This window comes from Ravibacter arvi (assembly GCF_039540405.1).
In the GTDB taxonomy this organism is placed as follows: Bacteria; Bacteroidota; Bacteroidia; order Cytophagales; family Spirosomataceae; genus Ravibacter; species Ravibacter arvi.
Genome location: NZ_BAABEY010000011.1, coordinates 221,994 through 244,403, shown reverse-complemented (window position 1 = coordinate 244,403; position 22,410 = coordinate 221,994). Strand labels below are relative to the sequence as shown.

The 22,410-nt window shown below is 51.5% G+C and carries 17 protein-coding genes; 6 read left to right on the top strand and 11 right to left on the bottom strand.

The window, feature by feature from the left end; all coding sequences use genetic code 11:
* Window positions 1–26 precede the first annotated feature (26 nt).
* From ABD852_RS05735 to ABD852_RS05720, 4 genes are all read right to left on the bottom strand, one after another.
* Window positions 27–1,259 (bottom strand): AI-2E family transporter, encoded by a 1,233-nt coding sequence (locus ABD852_RS05735; RefSeq protein WP_345027078.1) that lies wholly within the window; start codon window positions 1,257–1,259, stop codon window positions 27–29.
* A gap of 483 nt (window positions 1,260–1,742) precedes the next feature.
* The gene (locus tag ABD852_RS05730) at window positions 1,743–3,170 is read right to left on the bottom strand and encodes a TlpA family protein disulfide reductase (protein WP_345027077.1); all 1,428 of its coding nucleotides are present in this window, start codon (window positions 3,168–3,170) and stop codon (window positions 1,743–1,745) included.
* Complete coding sequence (locus ABD852_RS05725) at window positions 3,157–4,494, bottom strand: RagB/SusD family nutrient uptake outer membrane protein (protein WP_345027076.1); 1,338 nt, start codon at window positions 4,492–4,494, stop codon at window positions 3,157–3,159. The genes ABD852_RS05730 and ABD852_RS05725 overlap by 14 nt, the downstream gene beginning before the upstream one ends.
* A 45-nt stretch (window positions 4,495–4,539) precedes the next feature.
* Entirely contained in the window at window positions 4,540–7,491 is a 2,952-nt protein-coding gene (locus ABD852_RS05720) for a SusC/RagA family TonB-linked outer membrane protein (protein WP_345027075.1), read from the bottom strand.
* 572 nt (window positions 7,492–8,063) lie between these two features.
* Here ABD852_RS05720 and ABD852_RS05715 point away from each other — a divergent pair.
* From ABD852_RS05715 to ABD852_RS05700, 5 genes are all read left to right on the top strand, one after another.
* Window positions 8,064–8,306: a helix-turn-helix domain-containing protein gene (locus ABD852_RS05715; RefSeq protein ID WP_345027074.1), complete on the top strand. Its 243-nt coding sequence runs from the start codon at window positions 8,064–8,066 to the stop codon at window positions 8,304–8,306.
* 197 nt (window positions 8,307–8,503) lie between these two features.
* Window positions 8,504–10,882: a cellulase family glycosylhydrolase gene (locus tag ABD852_RS05710; RefSeq protein WP_345027073.1), complete on the top strand. Its 2,379-nt coding sequence runs from the start codon at window positions 8,504–8,506 to the stop codon at window positions 10,880–10,882.
* A gap of 90 nt (window positions 10,883–10,972) precedes the next feature.
* On the top strand, window positions 10,973–11,110 hold the full coding sequence (locus tag ABD852_RS05705) for a hypothetical protein (RefSeq protein WP_345027072.1): 138 nt from the start codon (window positions 10,973–10,975) through the stop codon (window positions 11,108–11,110).
* Window positions 11,088–11,162, top strand: coding sequence for a DUF5652 family protein (locus ABD852_RS23045; RefSeq protein ID WP_425568771.1), 75 nt, complete (start codon window positions 11,088–11,090; stop codon window positions 11,160–11,162). The genes ABD852_RS05705 and ABD852_RS23045 overlap by 23 nt, the downstream gene beginning before the upstream one ends.
* A 210-nt stretch (window positions 11,163–11,372) precedes the next feature.
* Entirely contained in the window at window positions 11,373–12,107 is a 735-nt protein-coding gene (locus ABD852_RS05700; protein WP_345027070.1) for a response regulator transcription factor, read from the top strand.
* On the opposite strand, the gene ABD852_RS05695 is transcribed toward ABD852_RS05700, so the two are convergent.
* The 6 genes from ABD852_RS05695 to hisS form a co-directional block, all read right to left on the bottom strand.
* A complete protein-coding gene (locus ABD852_RS05695) occupies window positions 12,104–15,436 on the bottom strand; it encodes a UvrD-helicase domain-containing protein (protein ID WP_345027069.1) in 3,333 nt (1,110 codons plus the stop codon). The genes ABD852_RS05700 and ABD852_RS05695 overlap by 4 nt on opposite strands.
* A 777-nt stretch (window positions 15,437–16,213) precedes the next feature.
* A complete protein-coding gene (locus ABD852_RS05690; protein ID WP_345027068.1) occupies window positions 16,214–16,744 on the bottom strand; it encodes a hypothetical protein in 531 nt (176 codons plus the stop codon).
* 132 nt (window positions 16,745–16,876) lie between these two features.
* Complete coding sequence (gene hisC / locus ABD852_RS05685; protein WP_345027067.1) at window positions 16,877–17,938, bottom strand: histidinol-phosphate transaminase; 1,062 nt, start codon at window positions 17,936–17,938, stop codon at window positions 16,877–16,879.
* A gap of 84 nt (window positions 17,939–18,022) precedes the next feature.
* Complete coding sequence (gene hisD, locus ABD852_RS05680; RefSeq protein WP_345027066.1) at window positions 18,023–19,285, bottom strand: histidinol dehydrogenase; 1,263 nt, start codon at window positions 19,283–19,285, stop codon at window positions 18,023–18,025.
* 16 nt (window positions 19,286–19,301) lie between these two features.
* Window positions 19,302–20,162: an ATP phosphoribosyltransferase gene (gene hisG / locus ABD852_RS05675; protein ID WP_345027065.1), complete on the bottom strand. Its 861-nt coding sequence runs from the start codon at window positions 20,160–20,162 to the stop codon at window positions 19,302–19,304.
* 32 nt (window positions 20,163–20,194) lie between these two features.
* A complete protein-coding gene (gene hisS, locus ABD852_RS05670) occupies window positions 20,195–21,562 on the bottom strand; it encodes a histidine--tRNA ligase (protein WP_345027064.1) in 1,368 nt (455 codons plus the stop codon).
* 186 nt (window positions 21,563–21,748) lie between these two features.
* On the opposite strand from hisS, the gene ABD852_RS05665 reads away from it, so the two are divergent.
* The gene (locus tag ABD852_RS05665; RefSeq protein ID WP_345027063.1) at window positions 21,749–21,904 is read left to right on the top strand and encodes a hypothetical protein; all 156 of its coding nucleotides are present in this window, start codon (window positions 21,749–21,751) and stop codon (window positions 21,902–21,904) included.
* Window positions 21,905–21,942: 38 nt separating this feature from the next.
* On the opposite strand, the gene ABD852_RS05660 is transcribed toward ABD852_RS05665, so the two are convergent.
* Window positions 21,943–22,326 carry a hypothetical protein gene (locus ABD852_RS05660; protein WP_345027062.1) on the bottom strand — a complete coding sequence of 128 codons (384 nt, stop codon included), beginning with the start codon at window positions 22,324–22,326 and terminating at the stop codon, window positions 21,943–21,945.
* Window positions 22,327–22,410: the final 84 nt, after the last annotated feature.

Below are 22,410 nucleotides of genomic sequence, written 5' to 3'. Positions count from 1 at the left end.
ATTTATTCGTGAATTCGTGGCCATTTTTATGAAGCAGTGGAAACTTCGCCGGCCGCTCCTTCCGGTGAGCTGCCCGGTCTGTTGCCGGGCTTCTTCCTCTTCTTATTTGAATACCTGCGCTTCCGCGGAACCTCTGCCCGTTGTTCCTCCCGCATGTGCATGCGCTCCTCTTTCAATTCCTTTTCCGGTTCGCCCAGCAGGTAGCCGTAAGGCTCAAGCGCCGGGTTTGAATCCAGTATGACCTTAATAATGGCTGTGAGCGGAAGCGCCAGGATAAGTCCCGGCAACCCCCAGAGCTTGCCGCCGAGCAAAAGCATTACGATTGCCGAGAGCGGGTTGATGCTGACCTTTGAGCCGACAATATTGGGCGTAATGAAATTCCCTTCCAGAAACTGAACGACGGACATCACCCCGATCACGCCCAGCGAAACCCACGGCGAATCCATGGTAACCAGGCTATAGACTGCAGGCAGCAGGGAGCCGATGAAAATACCGATGTAGGGGATAAGAATGAGAAATGCTGCGAGGAAGCCAAAGAAAATCGCATAGTCAACACCGAGAATCCACAATCCTATGGTGTTGAGTACGCCGACTATGCCAATGACCAGGACCAGGCCGGACATATAGCTCTGAATAACTTCGTAAATGCGGTCTAATATTTTATCAAGCCGGGTGTTGGAAACGCTGCTAAAAGCCTTGTATATAAATTGCCTGAAAAAGTCGCGGTAGAGGAGAAAGAAAAAAACATAAAGAGGAACCAGCACGGCGGTACCGATAAGTCCGCCGAATGAAACCACTGTTTGGGCCATCATGTCGCGGCTTTCACCGAGGAGATTCATCAGGTACTTTTTTCCTTCACTGACCTGTTGTGTCCGGCTCACTGCAAAATTCTGCTCAATCCATGCAATAGTGGATTCAAGAAAAGCTTCTGCTTTGGCAGAAAAGGTGGGGATTGCGTCACCGAAAGAAGAAACCTGAAGAACAACCAGGTAGACCAGCCCGGCCAGCACCACGAAAAACAGGATGATGCTCAGGATCGTGGCAATTACACGCGGGATGCCCCACTTTTCGAACCGGAGGCATAGCGGGTGGAGCAATATCGAAAATAACGCGGAGAACAGAAGCGACAGAAGCGGATCACTAAGGACGCTCAGGATGTATACGAATGCAACCAAGCCAACCAGAACGGAAGCGAATTTCAGGTAATAGGGGGTATTTCTGTAGGAGTCCGGATTAAATCCGCCCTGGTTTGGGTTCATGATGGGGGTGATTTTTGTTGGTGGATTACTTCGAAAGTGCTTTTTTATCTAAGGATCCTGATAGCGAAGGTTATCAATTCCGACAAATTTCGTCTAAAGTATACAAATGACAAAATAGGAAATAAATGCGAAATGTCCTTATGCTTGTATGAGACCCTGCGGTATAAGACGGTTGTGGGTTATAATTGAAAGTCAGGTTATTGAAGTCTTCTTCCGGTGCCGGAGGATTGCCTCCCGGGGTTGTCCCGGTACCGGCCGTCTGAGTAAAATGCGCAAGGTGCGCCCGGATAATAAGCGCTAGGATCCTCAAACAAATTCCGATTAATAAAAAAGCTGCCGCGACTCTAAACCGGTCGTAGCAGCTTTGTAAAAACATATTGTGCAATGAAAGTGGCCTTTGGGGCTATTTCCGGTACCGGTCCCTGGTATTACCTCAAATCGTTTGAACCTGGCCTGGCCCCGACCTGTATTTAATTCCGACCGTTACCGATCTTTAAGCACCAGCATTTTTACCCATCTTTTATCTTTTTTGAATGAAAGCCCATATTTAGCCAACTCATTTCTCACACAATTTTCGTCCCACGGTGTATTGGAGACCAGGCCATTCAGGCGACTGTAGCCGGCGCAATCGTTAAAAAATATTTCAATATCGACGGGATCTGTAATCCCGGTTTCATCTAATATGGGTGGGCATCCTAACCAGGACAAGTGCTTTCCTACAAACTCGCTGAGAGTTCCTCCATGTGAGGCAATAGATTCATTGCCGATCCGCCAGCTTTTTTGTAAGGTTTTTGATTTCAAAGTTTCTCTGGCTTTTTGGACATCCTCTGCGACCAGTACCAAACATTCGGTTTGCCGTAGCTCGACACTGCCTTTGAAGGGAAAGAAGCGGTTAAGATCTTCCAGGACATATTCCAGGAAAAGGCTATCAGGAACGGGGTGTTCCAGCATCAGATCATAGCTGAAGCTATTGTCTTTTCGGAATGCATATTTGTCGTTCCATTCCAGGAAGGGAAACTCTGTTGGTAAGAAAGGGTAGGGGGAAAGATCCGGATCTGCATAGCGTTGCCTGACGTATTCATCCTTTATTTCCACGCTGATACGATAAGGGTTGGGCGAACCGACTGAGCCTTCGGTTAGCGCCATAAAGGCCGCGTAGTACATTTGGACAGGCCCCTGGTTGGAAATGTACACGTGATTTTTCTGACCTACATTACTTTTTCCATCCCAGCACTTGAACGAGATAGAAGAGCCGTTGGCAGCGTTGTATTTCAGAAGCGCCGAGCGGTACAGCGGCTTGATCTCCTCAGGATCCAATCCTCCCAATGGCTTACTCTTATCCCAGCGTAAATTGTCTTGCTTTCTGGTCAGTTCTACCTCTTTTTCTGAAAGTACCCGGGAAATAATCGACTCGTTGACCTGGTCTCCCCCGGTGATTGCCTTGACTACGCCCCTGGGGTCTACCCAAACCACGTGAGGTATCTCCGCATGCGGGAAGCGCCTGTTGAGCGCGGTGTCTTCCACGATGAAATTCAGGGACTCCAGGCTGTCCATACGTAACCGGCTAAGAGTTTTGTGCACCAGCGGCCAGGAGCTGCCGGTAACCGGGATGAACTTTACGGTGTCGGCAAAACGGCGCTGAAGGCTATCCAGCTTGGGTAAAGAGGCAATACAAGCCGCGCAATACGTCTCCCAGAAATCGAGCAGTATCCAGGAGCCGGTGGCCGGAGGCCGGGATTGCTGCCCGTTGCGGACGGTTTTGGCCTGCAGTAAATAAGAAGGATCCAGGGATTGCCCGATTTGTATACCGTAATCCGGCTTTATGGGTGCTTGTCCGTAAGCACCTAGAACGAAACCGACAAGGGCCGGTACCAAACAACTCTTTCTCCAGAAAAGACTAATAACCTTCATTCTGTTCTAAAAAGGGATTGTTCTGTAATTGAGAGAAAGGGATAGGCCACACCCAGCTGGGCCGGGAAGCAAGTTCTGTCATTGGAGGTAGCAGCACTTTGTGCCGGGTGTTAAAACGTTTGATGGTCAGCCAACGATCGCCCCATTCAGTAAATAGCTCCCGGAAACGTTCGCCGGCGAGGGTATCCAGGGGGCTTGCTATGTCCAGATCGGGAAGAGGGCTAACCCCGGCCCTTTGCCTTATAGCGTTTATGTCGGCGGCAGCGCCGGTAATATTTCCCGACATCGCGCGGGCCTCGGCCCGGATCAGGTACTGTTCGCCCAAGCGAAGCACTACCGGGTACTCGTTCAAGGGGGAGCCTCCAAAACGGACCCTGTATTTAAAAGGGAAGTAGAAGGTGCCCCTGGTATTGGTACGGACCTGGGTCCATTTCTCTCTGGCGTCGCCAGGCTCAAAACTGTTGAGCAGAGGTTCCGCGACCGGATACCGGGGTGTAGCCGTGCCATTGGGAATAAACATGTACCCCAGAACAGTGTTGTAAAGCGGAGAGACTGTCATCAGTTGCCAGATCGTTTCCTGGCTTTCTTTAAGGAACACACGATCAATTGGTTCCAGCTGGTAAAGTTTGTGTTCTATTACCGCGGTCGCATTGGCTTCTGCATTTTGCCAATCCCCGAGCTGAAGCTGGACCCTGGCCAGGAGGGCCATTGCTGTATATTTATTGGGGCGGCACCTTTCTGCTGAAACATATTGCTCCGGTAAAAGCGCAACCGCCTTTTTCAGGTCTTCGATAATGGCAGCGTTTATTTCTTCTGCCGGCGTTTTTGGAAGCAGCATATTGGACTGGTAAGCAGTACTGGTTACCAGCGGCACTGCGCCCCATAAATTGGTCAGGTAGAAATAGCAGAACCCCCTTATCAACCGGGCTTCTCCTTCCAGCTGGGAAGCCGTTGCAGAGGTCACGTTAACCGGCTGAGTCAGGCCTTCAAGAAGCGCATTGGCGTAGTAGATGAATTTGTAGAAATCACTCCAGGAACGTGAGACATAACTGTTTGCGGCCAATAGCTGCCGATTGGAGAACTGAAGATAGTTGTCATCATTTCCTGTATAGTCCAGTTCTCCGGCGTAAAGGCCCCCGGCAATCTGGATCACGCTGCCGAGTGTGGAACCTTCTGCAACCATACTGCTGTAAATGCCCGATACAACCGCCGTGGCACTACGGTCGTCGATCAGCACTTGTTTTTGGGTGAGCTCATTCACCGGTCCGGGAATGTCTACAAAGTCGGCACATGAACAGACTGCCAGTGCACAAGGGATAAGCAAATTTGTTTTGATTCGAAACATCGCTAAGGTAGGTCTGTATGAAAACTAGAATTTCAGTTGGATCCCGGCCGTGACCATTCTCATCGGGGGGAGGAAACCCAGGTAGGTCACTTCCGGATCATTGCCTTCGTAATTGGTGATCGTGAAGAGATTCTGGCACCTGAGTTGTGTTTTGAAGGTTTTTGTTTTTCCTGGTTTTCCTATAGCGGGGAAGGTATAGGAAACTGACAGATTGCCCAATCGCAGCATGTGCATCAGCGTATAGGCACCGTCCGAGTTTGTGAAATAAGTCCCGTACGCCCTGGAGGCATCCGTAGACCCCGTGGTAAACTTCTGGATGTCAGTTTGATCTCCAGCCTTCTGCCAGCGGTTCAAAAGAGTCACCGGCATGTTATATCCTCTGAGTCCGGGTGCTGCCGGGAGACTGTACAGGTAGTTGTGTACCCATCCTCTCGAAAAGCGAAAGAAAAGGTCCATTTCCCAGCGGCGCCATTTTAGATTCTGGCTTAAGCCTCCGTAGTATTTTGGTGTCAGATCGACAATAGCCGACCGGTCGGCGTCCATGTCAACCTGCCAGATGCCTGTCTGTGGGTCTACGCCTGTGTAGTGGTATACCTTCCTGATTTGAAGGGAATGACCGACCTGGTAACGGGATGCATAGCTTGAATTTTCCAGGTCCGGGAATGCGAGGAGTTTGTTTTTAACAATGCTGAAGTTGAGTGAAGCGCCCCAACTGAAGTCTCCTTTTGACAGGTGGGTTTGCATTTCTATTTCCCATCCCGAATTCAGTACGGTAGCCGGCAAATTGCGGGTAATGCCGGCAAAGCCGGTTTGAGAAGGCAGCGGATAGGTCAGCAGCTGGTTGCCGCTGCGGTTTTGGTATCGGGCCACCGAAACCCGTAGCTTGTCTTTTAGAAAGCCCATTTCAAGGGCCCATTCCAGCTTTTTGTTTGTCTCCCAGCCATATACGGGATTGAAAAGCTTGGTAGGGAGGAGGCCGCTGACCCCTTGATAAGGGTATTGCGTGCTTCCATATGTGTCCAGATATTGATAGTCCCCGATACGGTCATTACCGGTTAACCCGTAGCTGGCCCGCAGTTTACCCGACGAAAGAAAGCGAAGCCCGTTCATCCACTTTTCTTCGCCAAAAAGCCATGCAGCCCCGACGGCGCCAAAATTGGCAAACCGGTTCTCCGGCCCGAACCGGGAGGAGCCATCCCGGCGCCCGGTCAGGTTGAGTACATACCGGTACCTGAATGTATAGTTGATCCGGCCCAGGAGGGAAGCGTACCTGTATTGTGAAGTATTTTGGGTGATGGCGGTTTCAGAGGCTGCAGCAGGGCTTTCCAATAGCGCTTCACTGCTAAAGCCTGATGCTGCTATTGTATTCCGGTTATTTAGGGTTTCCTGAAAAGTAGCCCCGGCCATGACCTCCCATTTGTGATCGGCTTTAGAAAACACATAGGAGGCCTGCGGTTCGAGTATCCAGCCGCTTACCCGGGAAGTCCCAAAGTTCGAGTTCCCGCTTTCGCGCGGAATTTCGTAAGACTCCTTTGGAAACACACTGGTCTCATCCATCTGCATCCTGTTAAAGCCGGCATTTAGTTTCAGGGACAGCCCGTTAACGGGTTTATAAGTCAATACTAAGTTGTTAATCAGGTTGTGGGAGGCGGTACGGTATTTTCGGCGTAGGCTTAGCAGGCCCTCAAGCGCTCCGCCGCCGCCGTCGGAACCGACGGGCATATTGGGCGCGGCGAAGATGGAACCGGTAAGATCCTGGGGAACCGAATTACTTTGATAAAGCGCGTATTGTGATGAAAAATCCAGGCGGATCTTATTGTCTTTGGAAACATGGCCGCTATAAAGCTGTAGTGACATGCGCTGATCGCCGAGTTGGCCGGGGAATACGTTGGTTTCTTTCCGGTAACCGCCTGATAGTCTCATGTAATTTCCGTTGGCTCCGGCCGAGAAAGCCGCGCGGATATCGCCGATAAACGCAGTATTGCCGATCAGGAGTTTTTTCCAGTCAGTATAATGCTCAGGGTTCCAGGTTAATAAATCGGCGGCGTTGGCGGCATTGGGCTGGAGACCATCATTCCGGAAAGCTTCACGCCGCATCTGGAGATATTGTTGGGTATTCATGAGCGTCATGGTATTTAACGTTCTGCCCGCCCCGCCGGAGATCTCAAGGTCAAAGGTGGGCTTGCCCGTTGACGCTCTTTTGGTGGTGATCAGTATTACCCCGTTTGCACCCCGGCTACCATAAATAGCGGTGGCATCGGCATCCTTTAATACTTCGATTGCTTCGATGTCTCCGGGCGCTATATTGACAAAAGGACTTTGCTGACCTGCGGCGCCATTGATCTGCGAAAGGCTGTTCCCGATAAACGGAATGCCGTCTACAATGAAAAGCGGTTCGTTTCCGCTTCCGATGGAATTCAGCCCTCTGATAGAGATCGTGTGGTGGCTACCGGGTAACCCGCTGGCCGGCGTGACTACGAGGCCCGCGACGCGGCCCTGGAGCGCGGTGAGCAGGTTGCCTACCGGCTGGTTGTTGATCTCGGATGCGGTCACTTTTGCAATATTTCCCGTACTCAGCCGCCTGGATGTCTCCCAGTACCCAGTTGACACCGTTACCCCCTCCAGCACATTGGCGTCCTGGCTGAGCACCAGGAGCAGCTCTTTCTTTAACGGGAGTGTTAAAGTGGTGTCTATCGTCCTGTACCCGATAAAAGAAACGCGCAGGTTGGCGGAACTACCGGTAACTGTAAACGAGAACGAGCCGTTTCGGTCGGTAATAGTTCCCTGGTTGCTTCCCCTGACCTGGACAGAGGCGCCGGGCAACGCTTCATTATCAACAGCAGACAATACCCGGCCCTGAACGGTAAGGTTATCCTGTGCCCGCACAAGACTCCCGTACCAGGGTAACGCTAAAAGAAGCGAGATAGCATATACGTAGGCGCATACCTTCCCCCGCGGGCAATAAATGTGTTTCATTGCTTAAATTGATTTTGAGTTGATGAAAGATGCCTGATCAAACCGTATGAAGGTATTGCCCGGATTTTACCCGGGACTCGCTTCATACGGTGGAATGATCAGCTGGTTCATAGAATGATGAATTTAAAGGTTCACTGCTGAGGCTGCCGGAGCCCCATATCAGGCTCCGGGTCAGACCGTAAACAGGATGAGTTAAGTAAATTCAGAACAGCGTAAAAAAAGGAAAAGGGTCAGGTTAACCGTATGCAGTATGCGGGCAATATCCGACCGGTCAGAAATACCTGCGTATTCGGAATAACCGGCTTTGAAAACCCAGGAAAATGTAATAATCGCTAATGCGGGTGACGAATCACCAAACGGAAAATAAGATCGAAATACGGGTTCATCTTGGTTTTGTTTGATTGTCAGGATGAAGATTTACCTTAAAATAAAAGTACAGCAGGCCCCCGGCGAATGTTTGCCTGGAATGAGCGACTTGGTCCGAAAAACAATACGGACATTCAAAGATAGTAAAAAATACTTATACCTGTATAAGTAGACATACTTTTTTTCTGCTCGTTCTTGCAATTAGTATGTCGGATGTAGTAAAAAGCGCGGATATTGAATGGTACGTCATTCAGCGGGTGAAGGAGCTCCGGGAAAAAAAAGGTTTTTCCCAGGAAGCTTTTGCTGACCGCCTGGGCTGCTCATCCGGTTATATCGGGCAAGTTGAAAGTAAAAAGTTCAGGGCTAAGTACAACCTGAAACGCCTCAACGAGATTGCCAGGGTGCTCGACTGCTCCCCAAAAGACTTCCTCCCTGAAGACCCCCTCTAACCGGTAAGACACAATTACCTTCCTGTAAATATTACTTAGGTAAGATGTACTCTCTTTTAGGCGGCTGTCCTGCAGGAGACGGAATTATATGGTTGAATAACATTTCTATCTATTTTACTATATTTGGTTAATACTCAATCATCAACGTTATCTGTTTGCCGGATTTTTACGGGAGAACACCTGATTACAGGACGCCAATGAAACCTTCGTGTTACCTGTTTTTCTTTCTGATCATGGCAGGTGCTGTTTCTTATCCCGCCTCTGCCGTGGATATTTCCGCGACGCTTCCTACGTCCGCCGGTGACCGGAGCTATCTCATTCATGCGCCGGGTACGTATGTCTCCCGCAACTTGCCGGTAGTCTTCGTCCTGCATGGGGACGGCGGAACGGGCGCTCTCATCAAAAGCTATTCCGGATTTGACCATCTTGCCGATAGCGAACAGTTTATGGCCGTTTATCCTACCGCCCAGGGCGGTAGCTGGAGCCGGGCCAAAGGCGATCTGAAAGACATTTATTTTATTGCATCGCTGCTCGATTACCTTTGCCAGGTCTACCAGGTCAATACGGCAAAAGTGTATGTTACGGGGCACTCCGCCGGTGGTTTTATGGCCTACAACCTGGGTATGTCATTACCGGGCAGGATTGCGGCGATTGCGCCGGTGGCAGGTAATATGTATGCCGTCAATGGTTATAACTGGAATGATTTCTTTTCTTCACCGGCTTTCCGGTCGATCCCGGTTTTGCACATACATGGTGACGCAGACGGCACGGTGGCTTATCCGGATCCCAATCATATGCCGGATCCGTGGGGCGAATGGCCGCTCTCTTCCCTGGCTTATTATACCTGCGGGCAAGATACCTACGGTCTTTCGCAGCAGGAGTTAACGCCGTCGGGGTCGGTTAAAAAGTTGGTATTCTGCAATGCCCCGGCCGAACTGAGCCTGGTTCGGATTGTCGGGGGCGGACATGGCTGGCCCGATGTTGCCGATTGGGAAGTAACGGGCGCGATCTGGGATTTCTTTAAAAACCGGGCAACAGATGGTACCGCGCCATGCCAAAGCGAGCTGCTGCAGGCTGCCCATCACAACATCATCGATCCTTGCGGTTATCCCTTTGTACCCCGGGGGGTAAATTATTCTCTCCTTGATGACTGGGATTTCCCGGCTAACCTTGCTGCCGGCGAAAAGTCGGCGCAGATAATTAAAGCCAATCCCAACCTGGTGCGTATCCAGTGGTATGCGGACTACGGCCAGTCCGGCCGGCCCGGCTACAACCTCGCGGACCTCGATGAGGTGATCACCCGTTTTCGCAACGCCGGCATTGTGTCGATGGTCGGACTTTGGGACCTGACCTGCAGTAACGATTATTCCCGCTTCAGCTCGGTTATTACGCCCTGGTGGCAGCGGGCCGATGTACTGGCGCTCATCGAAAAGCACCGGTCCTTCCTGATGATCAACCCTGCCAATGAGTTCGGCAACGTCAGTTGGGCCGGCAATCCTGCTGCGGCCCTGAACACCTGGACTACGCATTACAAAAACGTAGTCACCGCGTTGCGGTCTGCGGGCATCAGGACGCCGATCGTAATCGATGCGCCCGATTGCGGTACCAGCCTGCAGCCGTTGCTGGACCGGGGAAATGAGCTTCAGAACCACGATCCGCTCCATAACCTGGTTTTTTCGGTGCATGGCTATTGGGCGGAAAATTTCTACCAGGATAGTCAGCTGTCCGACTTTGTTCAGCACATCGCCGATGCCAATGTACCCATTATGCTCGGAGAAGTGGCCAATTACCAGAGCGATGCCCAGCCTTGCCAATACGCAATTCATCTCGATCATTTACTGACGCGGGCGCAGGAGAAAAATGTGGGCTGGCTGGCATGGACCTGGTTTAAAGACTATTGCTCCGATCGCCAGATTTCTCCTTCGGGCGAGTTTTCAGGATTATCGGCCTACGGCAACCGGGTGATCAATAACGTGGTTTACGGTCTGAGTACCCATGCAGTAAAAATGAACACGCAATGCCTGGAGGACCCGCTTCCGGTGTCCCTCGCCGCCTTTGACCCGGCGCTTGCCGAAAATCGCCGTTCGGTACGGGTGAGCTGGAAGACCACCGCAGAGCAAAGTTTTTCCCACTTTGTGCTGGAAAGGGGTCGGAACCCGGGAGAGCTGGAACCCGTTGTACGTATTCCGGGAAGGGGGCCTGAAAGCGAAAGTCTCCGGACCTATCGCTGGGTAGATATTGAGCCGGGAACAGGCGTTCTGTATTACAGGCTCAGGATGGTTGACCACGACGGCACGGCCTCTCTTTCGCTGATCCGCTCTGTCACAGTACCTGGAACTCGGCATGACGCTTTTGACGTCGGACCCGTTCCCGCAAGCGATGCGTTCTTTCTGTTGCAGGATCAACGGCGATTCCCGGCCGAAATATCGGTAACCGACGCGCGCGGCATCCTGATCTTCAATAGGATGGTGGGTTCGGCCGGCGAGCCGGTAAACATTGCCGACCTGACGCCGGGTGTTTATTTTGTCCGGGTGAAAGGAATCGCGACAGCCCGCCGGATCATAGTGGTCAGGTAACGATTACCACCCGGAGGGTCATCCTGTAGCGCAGCGCAGCGGAGTCGAAGGATCTCCTGTTACTATAAAAAATCCTCTAAAAGGGATTGGGTGAAGGGAGCGGGAGATCCCTCCACTGCGGTCGGGATGACCCACCGGTTGGAGCGGCTCCAAACCTGTTGTTGTCAATGGTATAATTTGGGAGGCAGCCTGGAAACTGGCCGGGATGTGGAAAACTGCGCGGAATAACCAGCTTGGCTGGTTTATTTGCATTGCGCTGATCAACACCGTCGGGATATAGCCGATCATTTATATTTTAAAGAAGAAACGGGAAGCACGAAGCTAAGAACAGGTGTGTTTTTGTTGCTACTGTATTGATTACCAGCTAGAAAACAAGAGGGGTCGGGCTGGAATCGTAATGATATTATCATTGTGTTAAGACTCCTTATCCGGGATTCATTTATAGGAAATAACCCATAGATTTGCGGCCATTGGTGTGAATAGTAAAAGCATGGAAGCCTTAAAAACACTGCAAAAATCGCATAAGGTTCTGGTTGTAGATGACGAGCCTGACATTATTGAACTTCTTGACTACAACCTCACCCGGGAAGGATATGTAGTTGAAACCGCCGGGAACGGAAAGGAAGCGCTTCTCAAACTTTCGGAAGGGTTTAACCCGGATGTCCTGCTTCTGGATATCATGATGCCGCAGATGGATGGCATTGAGACGGCAAGGAGGATCAGGCAGTTACCGGCCTACAAAAATGTGTACATCCTGTTTCTTACCGCCCGCTCCGAAGAATACTCGGAAATAGCTGCGTTTGAAGTAGGAGCCGACGATTATATCACCAAGCCCATCAAAATCCGGGCGCTGATTAGTCGTATCAATGCTTTGTTCCGGCGTGAAACCCAGAAAACGGAGCAGAAAGGAGAATTAACGATTGCCGACCTGGTTATTAACCCGAAAAATTACTCGGTGGTCCAGGAAGGCAGGTCGATTACTTTGCCCAAGAAAGAATTCGAACTGCTTCTGTATCTTGCCCAGAACCCAGATAAAGTCTGCGGACGTGACGAATTGTTGCAGAAAATCTGGGGTGCAGACATTTATGTACTGGAACGAACAGTCGATGTGCATATCCGGAAACTGCGTGAAAAGCTGGGTGAAGGGTATATCAAAACGCTGAAAGGGGTGGGATATATGTTTAACGCGGTCAAGGACGAGACAAAAAACGTAGCGTTGAGCTAGTTAAACCAGGTGGCCTGTACCGGTTCTGCAAAGATATCCACCAGGAGACCGGTTACTTTTTCCAGGCCGCCGGCCGAACAGGCGGTCATAAGGCGCCGGATCTTGTCGGTAGCGGTCCGGTTGTTTTCGGCAAAGAGCGCGACGAGGTACCGGCCTTCCGGCGTTCGGACGATTTTGTCGGCCTCCAGGAGATCGCCACCTTGCTGAATAATCTCGCCGGACAACCTGGTGTTAGACGCGGCGAAGACCGTGTCCAGGCCCGGCAACCGGAGCACCTCTGAAATTTTTTCTTCCAGGACATCCACTTCTTCGGGTCTGAGCAGACCGGCAAGCACCTGTTTTTTCAGGAATGGGCGCAGCAAGTCGGCAGAGGGAAGCAGGCTCATCATGTGCCGTAATTTGCGGTTCAGTTCCAGCGTAGTATCGGTTTCGCCGGGTTCGAAGAGCGGGTTCCTTTTTATTTGGACATTCGCCGTTTCACCCTTGCCGAATGGGGCAGTCAGGACAACGGCTGCTCCTGGCTCAATGTGCTTGTCGACGCTTTGAGGCCGGGTTCCGTCTGCGAGTATGTATCGAAGCTGCCCGGGGCTCCATACTCCCTTTTCTTCCAGGTAGCTCTGGAGCCAGAAATGCAGGGAAGCCGGTGGTGATGCGGTCGGACTTTTGGGGAGTGTGGGTAAGGCGGCCAGGAGGTACAGGCGCTGAACAGGCCTTGTAAACGCCACATACGTCAGGTTGATGTTTTCGAGCAATACACGGTCTACTTCGTCCAGGTACTGGGCCGCAACCGGTGTTTCTTCCAGGTTTTTGGAGAGCGGGATGGCTACCGTAGCCAGTTTTGACCCGCGGATTGCAGGAGAATCATTTGAGGCGGTAAGTTCGGAGGCTTCCACATGGTCCAGGTTCACCCAGAGGCGTGTTCCCGGTTTGGGAGTGGCTTTCCAGTCGGCATAAGGGAAGATCACGACCGGGTATTCCAACCCTTTTGATTTGTGCACGGTGGTGATCCTGACCGCATTGGTTTCATCTGAGGCCGTAACGGAAAGCGCTTTCCCGGACATTTCCCACCAATTAAGGAAATCGCCCAGGTGGCTTACGCGATTGGCTTCAAAGCGTAGAACTTCATCCAGGAAGCGGAAGACATACTGGTACTCGACCGGGTCCGGGTTCAGTTGCAGCCTGGCAATAATCTGTTCGCAAAGTTCATACAAACCGAGCTGGCCGGGCTCGATCGTGTCGAACCGTATACCGAAGCCGGATAACCAGTTGAAGAACACTTCCGGGTCGCCGGATCGGCTCATAATTGCGATTTTATCCATCTCTGCTCCGCCCGGGGGATTCGGCGAACGAATCTGCAAAAGTGAAAGCGCAGTTTCCAGCTTCAGGCTGACGCTGGCCGGGTTGTGCAGAATCTTCAGAAACGATACGACAAGCGCTACGTACTTTGAGTTGGCGAGAAGAAGGGAATCATCGGAAACGAGCGGGACGCCTGAACTCTGAAGCCATACAGCCAGCTTTGCTGCGTTTTTCTTATAGCGGCAAAGCACCGCGATATCCCGGAAATCGTAGCCTTCGGACACCAGGGACTGAATTTGCGCGATTACCGCCCCAACCTGCGGATCCGGGGCGGTGTTTTCATCTGGTTCGTCACCTGTTGGGATTTCCTCATTGTCATCCGTCTTTCCTCCCTCAAAGAAATCGATCTGGATGTGCCCGCCCGAGGGTGTGGCCGGGCCTGAAGCCTGGCGGAAATGCTCGTCATACACCGCTTTGCCCAGCGCCCGGTCATTGGTGCGCGCCAGGAAGTCGAAAAAATCGTTGTTGAAGGCAGTAATTTCCTGAAAGCTTCGCCTGTTGACGGAAAGTCGGGCAAGGTCCGTCTGGCTGCCGACCAAATGGAGGCGATCCGCCATAAAGGCGCCACTGCCGTCAAACAGCTGTGTAATTTGTGCTGCCTGTCCGCCGGAAAGTTTCAGAAGAAGCTCCATATCACCGCCTCTGAACCTGTATATGGCTTGCTTTACGTCACCGACGATCAGGTTGAAATGTCCGTAAGACAATGCATTTTCAATGAGGGGCAGCAGGTTAGCAAACTGGAGCCTGGAAGTATCCTGGAACTCATCGATCAGGATGTGGTGGTACTTTTCACCCAGTCTTTCAAAAATGAAAGGTACAGGATCATTCGCCACGATTTCGATGATCTTCCGGTTGAATTCGGAAATGTGCACCTGGTTGTTCTGGCGGAGCAACCTGTCGAATTCGCGTTTGATTTCGTTAAGGAGCGAGAGGCTGAAGAGCTGGCCTGCAATTGCCTTGAAAAGCGCAGCGAGACCGCCGTACTCGTCCCGGATGGTTTCTATTTGCCGGTAGGCACCGGTAAGCGCTCCGCAAATGTTCTCAATAGCCAATGCAGCGTGGGTCGAAACCTTCCCGGCGCTCCATTTCTCCTCTTCGATGGTTTTTGTAACGTACGAATTCGGCGCTTCCCAGACCTTGGTATTGCCTGCCTGGGCGCGCGCGCTAAAATAACCGTAGATGCCGCGGGCTGACTGGAAAAAGTCGGAAGGCGATAACCCTGCGCTTTCGATGGATTGAAACGCATCGTTCGCCAATCCGGTGATGAGTGATTCTTTTTCCTTGAGAAACGTGAGCAATTGCTGCCTTATTTGCTGCCAGTCCGTTAAGGTCAAATCGCTTACCCGGGACATTGACAGGTAGCTCTGTTCATTGAGCAAATCGCCTGCTGCGTTCAGCATGTGCCGGGGCAGCGCTCCCCAGGCGCCTTCCGCCCGCGCATGCTCCAGGTAGTATTTTTCGACCACTTCCGACAGCGTTTCCTCACCTGTAAGGCCTATCCTGGCGAGTACACGGTCAATAGCTTCAGTCAGGAAATCGCTATCCAGTCGTGTTTCAAATCCGAAAGGCAGCCCCAGCTCGTCGGTGAAGGAGCCTACCAGCCTCGACGTAAAACTGTCAATGGTCATCACCGAAAAATCGGCATAGCCGTGGAGGATACGGGTAAAAATCCGCGCGGCTCTCCGGCCGATTTCGTCGGTTTTTTCCTGTAGCAAGACAGTATTTCCGGCAGACTCCGGATAGAGCTCCTTTGCGATATCCAGGAGCATCGGATGCTTCGGATTATCTGCAAACAGGCGCAGCATCAGGAGGATACGTTCTTTCATTTCCTGGGCCGCTGCATTCGTAAACGTGACGGCCAGGATATGGCGGTAGTAGGAGTCGTTGGTCTCGTTTAAAGCGAGCTTGATGTACTCTTTTGTGAGCGTATAGGTTTTGCCGGAGCCTGCCGAGGAACTGTAGATTTTGAACATTTTGATGAACGGTTCTCTCGTAACTCCGTCATTTCGACCGGAGTGAAACGGAGTGGATAAATCTCCTGTCAGGATTCACTAAAAGCCACGAATTCACGAATAAAACAGTCTATTCGTGAATTCTGTACAACAAACTTACAGATGCCTGATAATGGGACGCATGGCTTCTATTGAATGGGTATCCAAAGATAAGCCTTCGACAGGCTCAGGCGCCTGCCGGATGGTGCCTGCCGGATGGTGCCTGCCGGACGGTGCCTGAGCTCGTCGAAGGCTGCCTACCGGAGGCTGCCCGCCGGATGGCGCCTGAGCCCGTCGAACCCCTTTAACACAATCTGCCGGATGTCTGATCCTCAACCAGGTCAAAACCTAAGCGTTGTTTACTTAAATCAAAGCACCAAACGTGCTTCAATGGAATTCGTGGCAACAATCAAGTCGGGGCCCGCCAGGCAGGACCGGGAGATCCCTCCGCTTCGGTCGGGATGACTATCCCTGCCGTCATTTCGACCGGAGTGAAACGTAGCGGAGAAATCTCCTTGTTGAAACGGGAGATCCCTCCGCTTCGGTCGGGATGACTATCTCTGCCGTCATTTCGACCGGAGTGAAACGCAGCGGAGAAATCTCCTTGTTAAAACGGGAGATCCCTCCGCTCCGGTCGGGATGACTATCTCTGCCGTCATTTCGACCGGAGTGAAACGTAGCGGAGAAATCTCCTTGTTGAAACGGGAGATCCCTCCGCTTCGGTCGGGATGACGGGGTGCTCCGGTCGGGATGACGGTATTATAAGTTAATCCTCAACCCTGCCGAAACATTCGGGCTCAGGAAGAAAGGCCGCTGCAAAACTTCAATGTAGGTACCGCCTTCCGCGAAAATGGAAAGCCTGCCATCCGGGAGAAAATATTCAAAACCGCCCAGGAGTGAACCACCGATGGACAGGGACTTTTCATAATTGCCAGGGGAGGGGAGATGCGCCCGGTTATCGGCGTAGTATTTTCTGCTGTTAATCTGCCCGCCGAACCCGTAATACAAATGAAGGTTTTCGGAATTGAAAAGCGGTGTATGCCAGAGGTAGTGTACCTGAACCGCCAGGCCTACATTTTTGTACTTGCCGCTGCGATAATCCCGGTTGTTCCCGATAATCCCTCCGTAGGTTCCAACAGTCAGGTCAAGCGCGTTGATGTTGTTGAAATACTTCCGGATATTGATCCCGGTAGGTTCTCCCAGTTTAAATCCAACAGCAAAATTATCATACTGGGCATGTGCCAGCGAAATAGAGAGGAAACCAATCAGCGTAAAAATTAGCTTTTTCATATAGATCATTTCATATAATGTCCAATTCCCGGATTATTACATCCGCAATATTAAAAGTAACGTTGAGAGATCCACAATATTATTTGGAAATAAATAGGGCTTTCTCTGCTTGCGGCAAGTTTTAAGCGTCGCTCAGGCGCCGGCCAGTTCGCGGAGCGATTGCAGCAGCGACTCATTTTCCGCAGCCGTGCCTACCGTGATCCTAAGGCATCCCTCGCAAAGCGTTACTTTTGAGCGGTCTCTCACAATGATTTTTTCATCAACCAGGTAATTCATTGTTGCTTTCGCGTCGTTAAACCTTACCAGCAGGAAATTCGCGTCAGACGGATATACCTTTTGTACAATCGGGAGCGCTGTCAGGGATGAGGCCAGAGCTTCCCGCTGCGCGAGAATTTCGGCGATCATTGCCGGAACAACGTCTTTGTTCCGCAACGCCTCCAGAAGCAGCAGCTGCGACGGTCCCCCGATGTTATAGGGAGGTTTGATTTTGTTCAGAACCGCGATAAGCGCAACTGAGGCAAAGCCCATACCGGTCCGGAGCGAAGCCAGTCCCCAAGCCTTTGAAAAGGTTTGAATGACCACCAGGTTCGGGTAGTTAACCAGTTCATTTGTCCAGGAGGGTTGGGCGGTGAAATCAATATAAGCTTCGTCCACCACCACCAGGCCGTCGAATTCATCCAGCAGTTTCCGGATGGCGTCCCCGTCTATCGAGTTGCCGGTCGGGTTATTGGGAGAACACACCCAGATAATTTTGGTGTGCGCATCCGTTTGCGCGAGGATGGCTTCCGGCCTGATCTGGAAATCTTCGGTGAGGCTTACTTTCCGGACTTCCACATCATTGATATTCGCGCTTACTTCGTACATCCCGTAGGTGGGCGGCAAGATAATGAGGTTGTCGCTCCCCGGTCTACAGGTAGCCCTGATCAGCAGATCGATGGCTTCGTCGCTGCCGTTACCCAGAAAAATCTGTTCGGGCGCCACACCTTTGACGGGAGCGAGCAATTGTTTTATTTCCTGTTGATAGGGATCGGGATACCGGTTGAAAGGTGCATGGGTGGCCGATCCTATCGGGTTTTCGTTGGCATCCAGGAATACGCCCTCCTTGCCGGTATACTCGTCCCTGGCGGAGGAATATGGAGTCAGGTTCAGAATGTGAGGCCTGAGAACACGGGACAGATCGAAATTCTTATTCATGGTTGGAAAGATTTTAGCCTTGAGCTGTCAGGAATGAGCCGATTTGCTCGAGGTTTATTTTGTACGCCGCTCACAGCTAACGCCTCACGACTTGAGCCTGATGGCTACCGCATTTTTATGAGCGGTCAATGTTTCTGCTTCTGCTAGGGCTTCTACTACCGGTCCCAGCCCGCGGAGCCCTTCGGGCGTAATGTGCTGAAAGGTGATTTTTTTTGTGAAACTATCCAGTGATACGCCACTGTAGGCCTTGGCGTGCCCGTTTGTAGGTAGCGTATGGTTGGTGCCGGAAGCGTAATCGCCGCAGGACTCAGGCGTGTAATTGCCCAGGAAAACCGACCCGGCGTTGATGATTTTTTCCGAAACTGCCTCTGCATTTTCAATGCTCAGAATCAGGTGTTCGGGTGCATATTCGTTGAGGAGATCAAGCGCTTCCTCTTCATTTGCAAGCAAAATGGCCTTGCTGTTGGCGATAGCTGCTTCGGCAATTCCTTTCCGGGAGAGTTGTTCCATCTGCCCGGCCAGCGCTTTGTCAACCGCGTTGATCAAAGACGCACTGGTAGAAACCAGGATTACCTGGCTGTCGGGACCGTGTTCGGCCTGTGAAAGCAGGTCGGCCGCTACAAAATCAGGCACGGCAGTTTCGTCGGCCCATACGGCTACCTCCGAAGGTCCCGCAGGCATGTCAATGGCGACCCCCTCTTTGGAAACCATTAGCTTGGCATGCGTAACATACTGGTTGCCTGGTCCGAAAATCTTGAATACTTTCGGGATCGTTTCAGTTCCGTAAGCAAGTGCGGCTATGGCCTGGGCTCCCCCGATTCTCAACACGCGTGTAACGCCGGTCAATTGAGCGGCATACAGAATGGCCGGGTGGTTGGACGGCGTACAAAGAATAATTTCCCTGCAACCGGCCAGCTTCGCGGGAATAGCGAGCATCAGTACCGTACTGAAGAGGGGAGCAGACCCTCCGGGGATGTAGATGCCTACCTTCTCAATGCCTACACTTCGGCGCCAACAAGTAACTCCCGGAGCAGTCTCAATCTTTTCAACTGCCTGGCGTTGGGACTCGTGGAATTTAAGGATATTCTGATAGGCCTTCCCGATAGCTGCCTTAAGGGGGGCTTCGAGCAGTGCGGCCGATGCCGCAATCTCGGCCTGACTTATTTCGAGTGATTCGCCCGTGAAACCGTCAAATCTGGCTGCCAGTTCCAGCAGGGCCTGATCGCCTCCTTCTTTTACCGCGTCGATAATGCCCTGCACCCTCGACTCAATATCGCCTCTGGGTAATTCGGGCCTTTTCAGTAATTCCGGCCATTCTTCCCGGCCGGGATTGGTTACAATTTTCATATCGCTCAACGTTCTTCTACAGCACCATTCTCTCAATCGGGATCACCAGAATTCCCTGAGCGCCTGCTTGCTTGATTTTTTCAATGTTTTCCCAGAAGTCACTCTCACTGATAACCGAATGGAGGGAACACCAGCCTTCGATAGCCAGCGGCATTACCGACGGTGATTTCGCACCGGGAATCAGCTTCGTAATGGCATCTACCGATTCGGTCGGGCAGTTCAGGAGGATATATTTGTTGTTCTTCGCAGCCTGTACGGAATCTATCCTGAAAATCAGTTGGTTAAGAATGGCGCGCTGGCCTTCGGTCATTTGCTTGTAGGCGATCATGACCGCTTCGGAACGCATCACAACTTCCACTTCTTTCAGTCCGTTGCTCAGAAGCGTGCTGCCCGAGCTGACAATGTCACAAATGGCGTCTGCAAGACCGATACCCGGAGCAATTTCAACCGAACCGCTGATCTCGTGAATTTCAGCGTTGACACCGTTCGACTTGAGGTATTTGGAGAGAATCCGCGGGTAAGACGTCGCTATTTTCTTGTCCTGGAGGTCTTGTATACCCTGGTAGCCGGTAGCTCTTGGAATTCCGATGGACAGCCTGCATTTCGAAAATCCGAGGTTATAAATGGTATCTACGTCGCGGTCGGTTTCTTCGGAAACGTTTTGACCGACGATACCGAGGTGTGCGACACCGTCTTCTACATAGCCGGGGATATCGTCATCGCGGAGGAAAAGTATCTCGGCCGGGAAATTAGTTGCGGTAGTCTTGAGTTTCCCGGCGCCGTTATCGAACCTGATACCACATTCTTTCAGCAGGCGAAGGGAATCTTCGCTGAGTCGCCCTGACTTTTGTATTGCAATCCTGATTATATCTGACATTTTAGGGGGTCCGGCAAAAAGTTTCGGCCGGGTTACTGGTTCTTGATAAATAATTCAATTATCTCGTCGAGGGTGAGCTCGTTTTGCTGGCCCGACTTCATATGCTTGACCGTGAGCTTCCCGGTTTCCATTTCCTGGGAGCCGATCAATACCACGTAGGGAATATTTTTCCGGTCGGCGTAATCGAGCTGTTTTTTAAGCTTGCTGCTGTCCGGGTACATTTCGGCGTTGCAGCCGACCTGGCGGAGGCGTGCCAGCACGTTGAGACCATAGTAAGCAGCTTCAGCGTCAAAATTGGTTACCATTACCTTTGTACCTTCCTGTTGGAGGTCAGGGAACAGTCCCAGTTCCTCCATCACATCATATATCCTGTCGACACCGAAGGAGATACCCACGCCGGACATGTCCTTCACGCCGAAACTTTCCGTAAGATTGTCGTATCGGCCTCCGCCGCAGATCGATCCGATCCGGACGTTATGCGCCTTCACTTCGAAGATACAGCCGGTGTAGTAAGACAGTCCGCGTGCGAGGGTGATATCCAGCTCCAATGCCGGGTTTTCAAGTCCGAAGCCTTCCACCATTTTCCATACTTCCCGCAGGTCGGCAAGGCCTTCCATAGCCACCGGCGAACCGGCGAGGAGTGTTTCCAGGCGGGAGAATGAGCTGCCGTTGAACTGAAGGCCGAGGAAAGGTTCCAGGGCCGACAGGTGAGCTTCGTTAAAGCCGGTCTTTAATAATTCGGCGAAAACACCTTCCTGCCCGATTTTATCCAGCTTGTCGATGGCTACGCAAAGCGCAGCCTCCCGGCCGGGTGCGCCGATTACCTCGGCTATGCCGGTTAGTACTTTTCTGTGGTTGATCTTTACTGTGAACGCTTCAATGCCCAGATGTCGCAGGCCCTGATGGAGCATCATGACAATTTCGGCCTCGCAAAGCAGCGACCGGGTACCCACTACGTCAGCATCACATTGATAGAATTCGCGGTAGCGGCCTTTCTGAGGACGGTCTGCCCGCCAAACCGGCTGGATCTGGTATCTTTTGAAAGGGAAGGCAAGCGTGCCCCGGTTCATGGCTACAAATCGGGCAAAAGGAACGGTCAGGTCATACCGCAATCCTTTTTCGGAGATTCTGGTGATCAGCTTTTTTGGCCCGTTTTCCAGGTCTTCCTGCGTCAGACCGGCGGAAAAATCACCGGAATTCAGTATTTTGAAAAGCAATTGATCTCCTTCTTCGCCATATTTTCCCATCAATACCGACAGGTTTTCTATAGCCGGTGTTTCCAGCGGCTGAAATCCAAACCTCCTGAAAGTCTGTCGAATGGTCTCGAAAATGAACATTCGTTTGGCCATTTGTTCGGGACCGAAATCCCTGGTGCCTCTGGCTAATGCAGGCTTACTCATGCGACTGCGCTGTTTGATTGTCGAGCAACCGGCAATGTTGCTGCTCTTTTTATTTCCTGATTGCCCTGTACGGCATCATTTTACCGAAACCCCAAAGTTAGGGAAGCAATATAATTATTCCTCGTAGACTTCCTTTTTTAATTTGGAATCCGTACTTTTGCGGCAGGATAATAAATAGAAGGAAAAATGGCTGTTACAAAATTGAAACGTAAGGGGTTGAGAAATAAACTGAATGCGAAAGCAAGAGTTACCAGTATCAAGGACCTTTTGAGAAAACCCGATATCCGCAACGTTGACGTAGATGCAATCAAAGCGTCTTTCGGCGAGAAAGCAGAAGCTTAATCGGTTTAGCAAAATATTGAGAAAGAACCCTGTCAAATTTATTTGGTAGGGTTTTTCGTTTTAGCCTGAAGTTTCTGGAGGGTTTCGAGGTCTTTCATTCTTTTTACCTCCATTCTCTTTTTCAGCCGGTTGATTTCCCGCCGGGTCTCCCTGCGGAAGTCGATCAGCAAACGGAATCTGAAGGCCTGGCCCAGGATGAGGAAGCCTGCTGACAACATGGCGAAACTGTAAATCCCCAGTATGATCCATTTGGGAGAGGGGCTGCCTGCCAACCGAAGGGCATTGGCATTCACCAGGAAAGAAAGCCCGAACAGCGTAAGCACCAGCCCTGCAATGGCCAGCAACGTCCACTTGGTGCGCAGGGAAAGCCTCTTGATGAGTTTGCGTCCGGGAGGTTTTGCAGCTGACTTAGGAACATTCATGGCTGGTTAATGCGGTGTCTGGTAATATCAATGATACGCAAACTTATAAGGAAGCTCACTAATTCGCACGAGAATTCTGCTAAT

Bases quoted from the DNA above. Each gene is read 5' to 3' on its own strand.
- ABD852_RS05735 (WP_345027078.1), bottom strand. From the start codon at position 1,259: ATGAACCCAAACCAGGGCGGATTTAATCCGGACTCCTACAGAAATACC.
- ABD852_RS05730 (WP_345027077.1), bottom strand. From the start codon at position 3,170: ATGAAGGTTATTAGTCTTTTCTGGAGAAAGAGTTGTTTGGTACCGGCC.
- ABD852_RS05720 (WP_345027075.1), bottom strand. From the start codon at position 7,491: ATGAAACACATTTATTGCCCGCGGGGGAAGGTATGCGCCTACGTATAT.
- ABD852_RS05715 (WP_345027074.1), top strand. From the start codon at position 8,064: ATGTCGGATGTAGTAAAAAGCGCGGATATTGAATGGTACGTCATTCAG.
- ABD852_RS05710 (WP_345027073.1), top strand. From the start codon at position 8,504: ATGAAACCTTCGTGTTACCTGTTTTTCTTTCTGATCATGGCAGGTGCT.
- ABD852_RS05700 (WP_345027070.1), top strand. From the start codon at position 11,373: ATGGAAGCCTTAAAAACACTGCAAAAATCGCATAAGGTTCTGGTTGTA.
- ABD852_RS05695 (WP_345027069.1), bottom strand. From the start codon at position 15,436: ATGTTCAAAATCTACAGTTCCTCGGCAGGCTCCGGCAAAACCTATACG.
- ABD852_RS05690 (WP_345027068.1), bottom strand. From the start codon at position 16,744: ATGAAAAAGCTAATTTTTACGCTGATTGGTTTCCTCTCTATTTCGCTG.
- hisC (WP_345027067.1), bottom strand. From the start codon at position 17,938: ATGAATAAGAATTTCGATCTGTCCCGTGTTCTCAGGCCTCACATTCTG.
- hisD (WP_345027066.1), bottom strand. From the start codon at position 19,285: ATGAAAATTGTAACCAATCCCGGCCGGGAAGAATGGCCGGAATTACTG.
- hisG (WP_345027065.1), bottom strand. From the start codon at position 20,162: ATGTCAGATATAATCAGGATTGCAATACAAAAGTCAGGGCGACTCAGC.
- hisS (WP_345027064.1), bottom strand. From the start codon at position 21,562: ATGAGTAAGCCTGCATTAGCCAGAGGCACCAGGGATTTCGGTCCCGAA.
- ABD852_RS05665 (WP_345027063.1), top strand. From the start codon at position 21,749: ATGGCTGTTACAAAATTGAAACGTAAGGGGTTGAGAAATAAACTGAAT.
- ABD852_RS05660 (WP_345027062.1), bottom strand. From the start codon at position 22,326: ATGAATGTTCCTAAGTCAGCTGCAAAACCTCCCGGACGCAAACTCATC.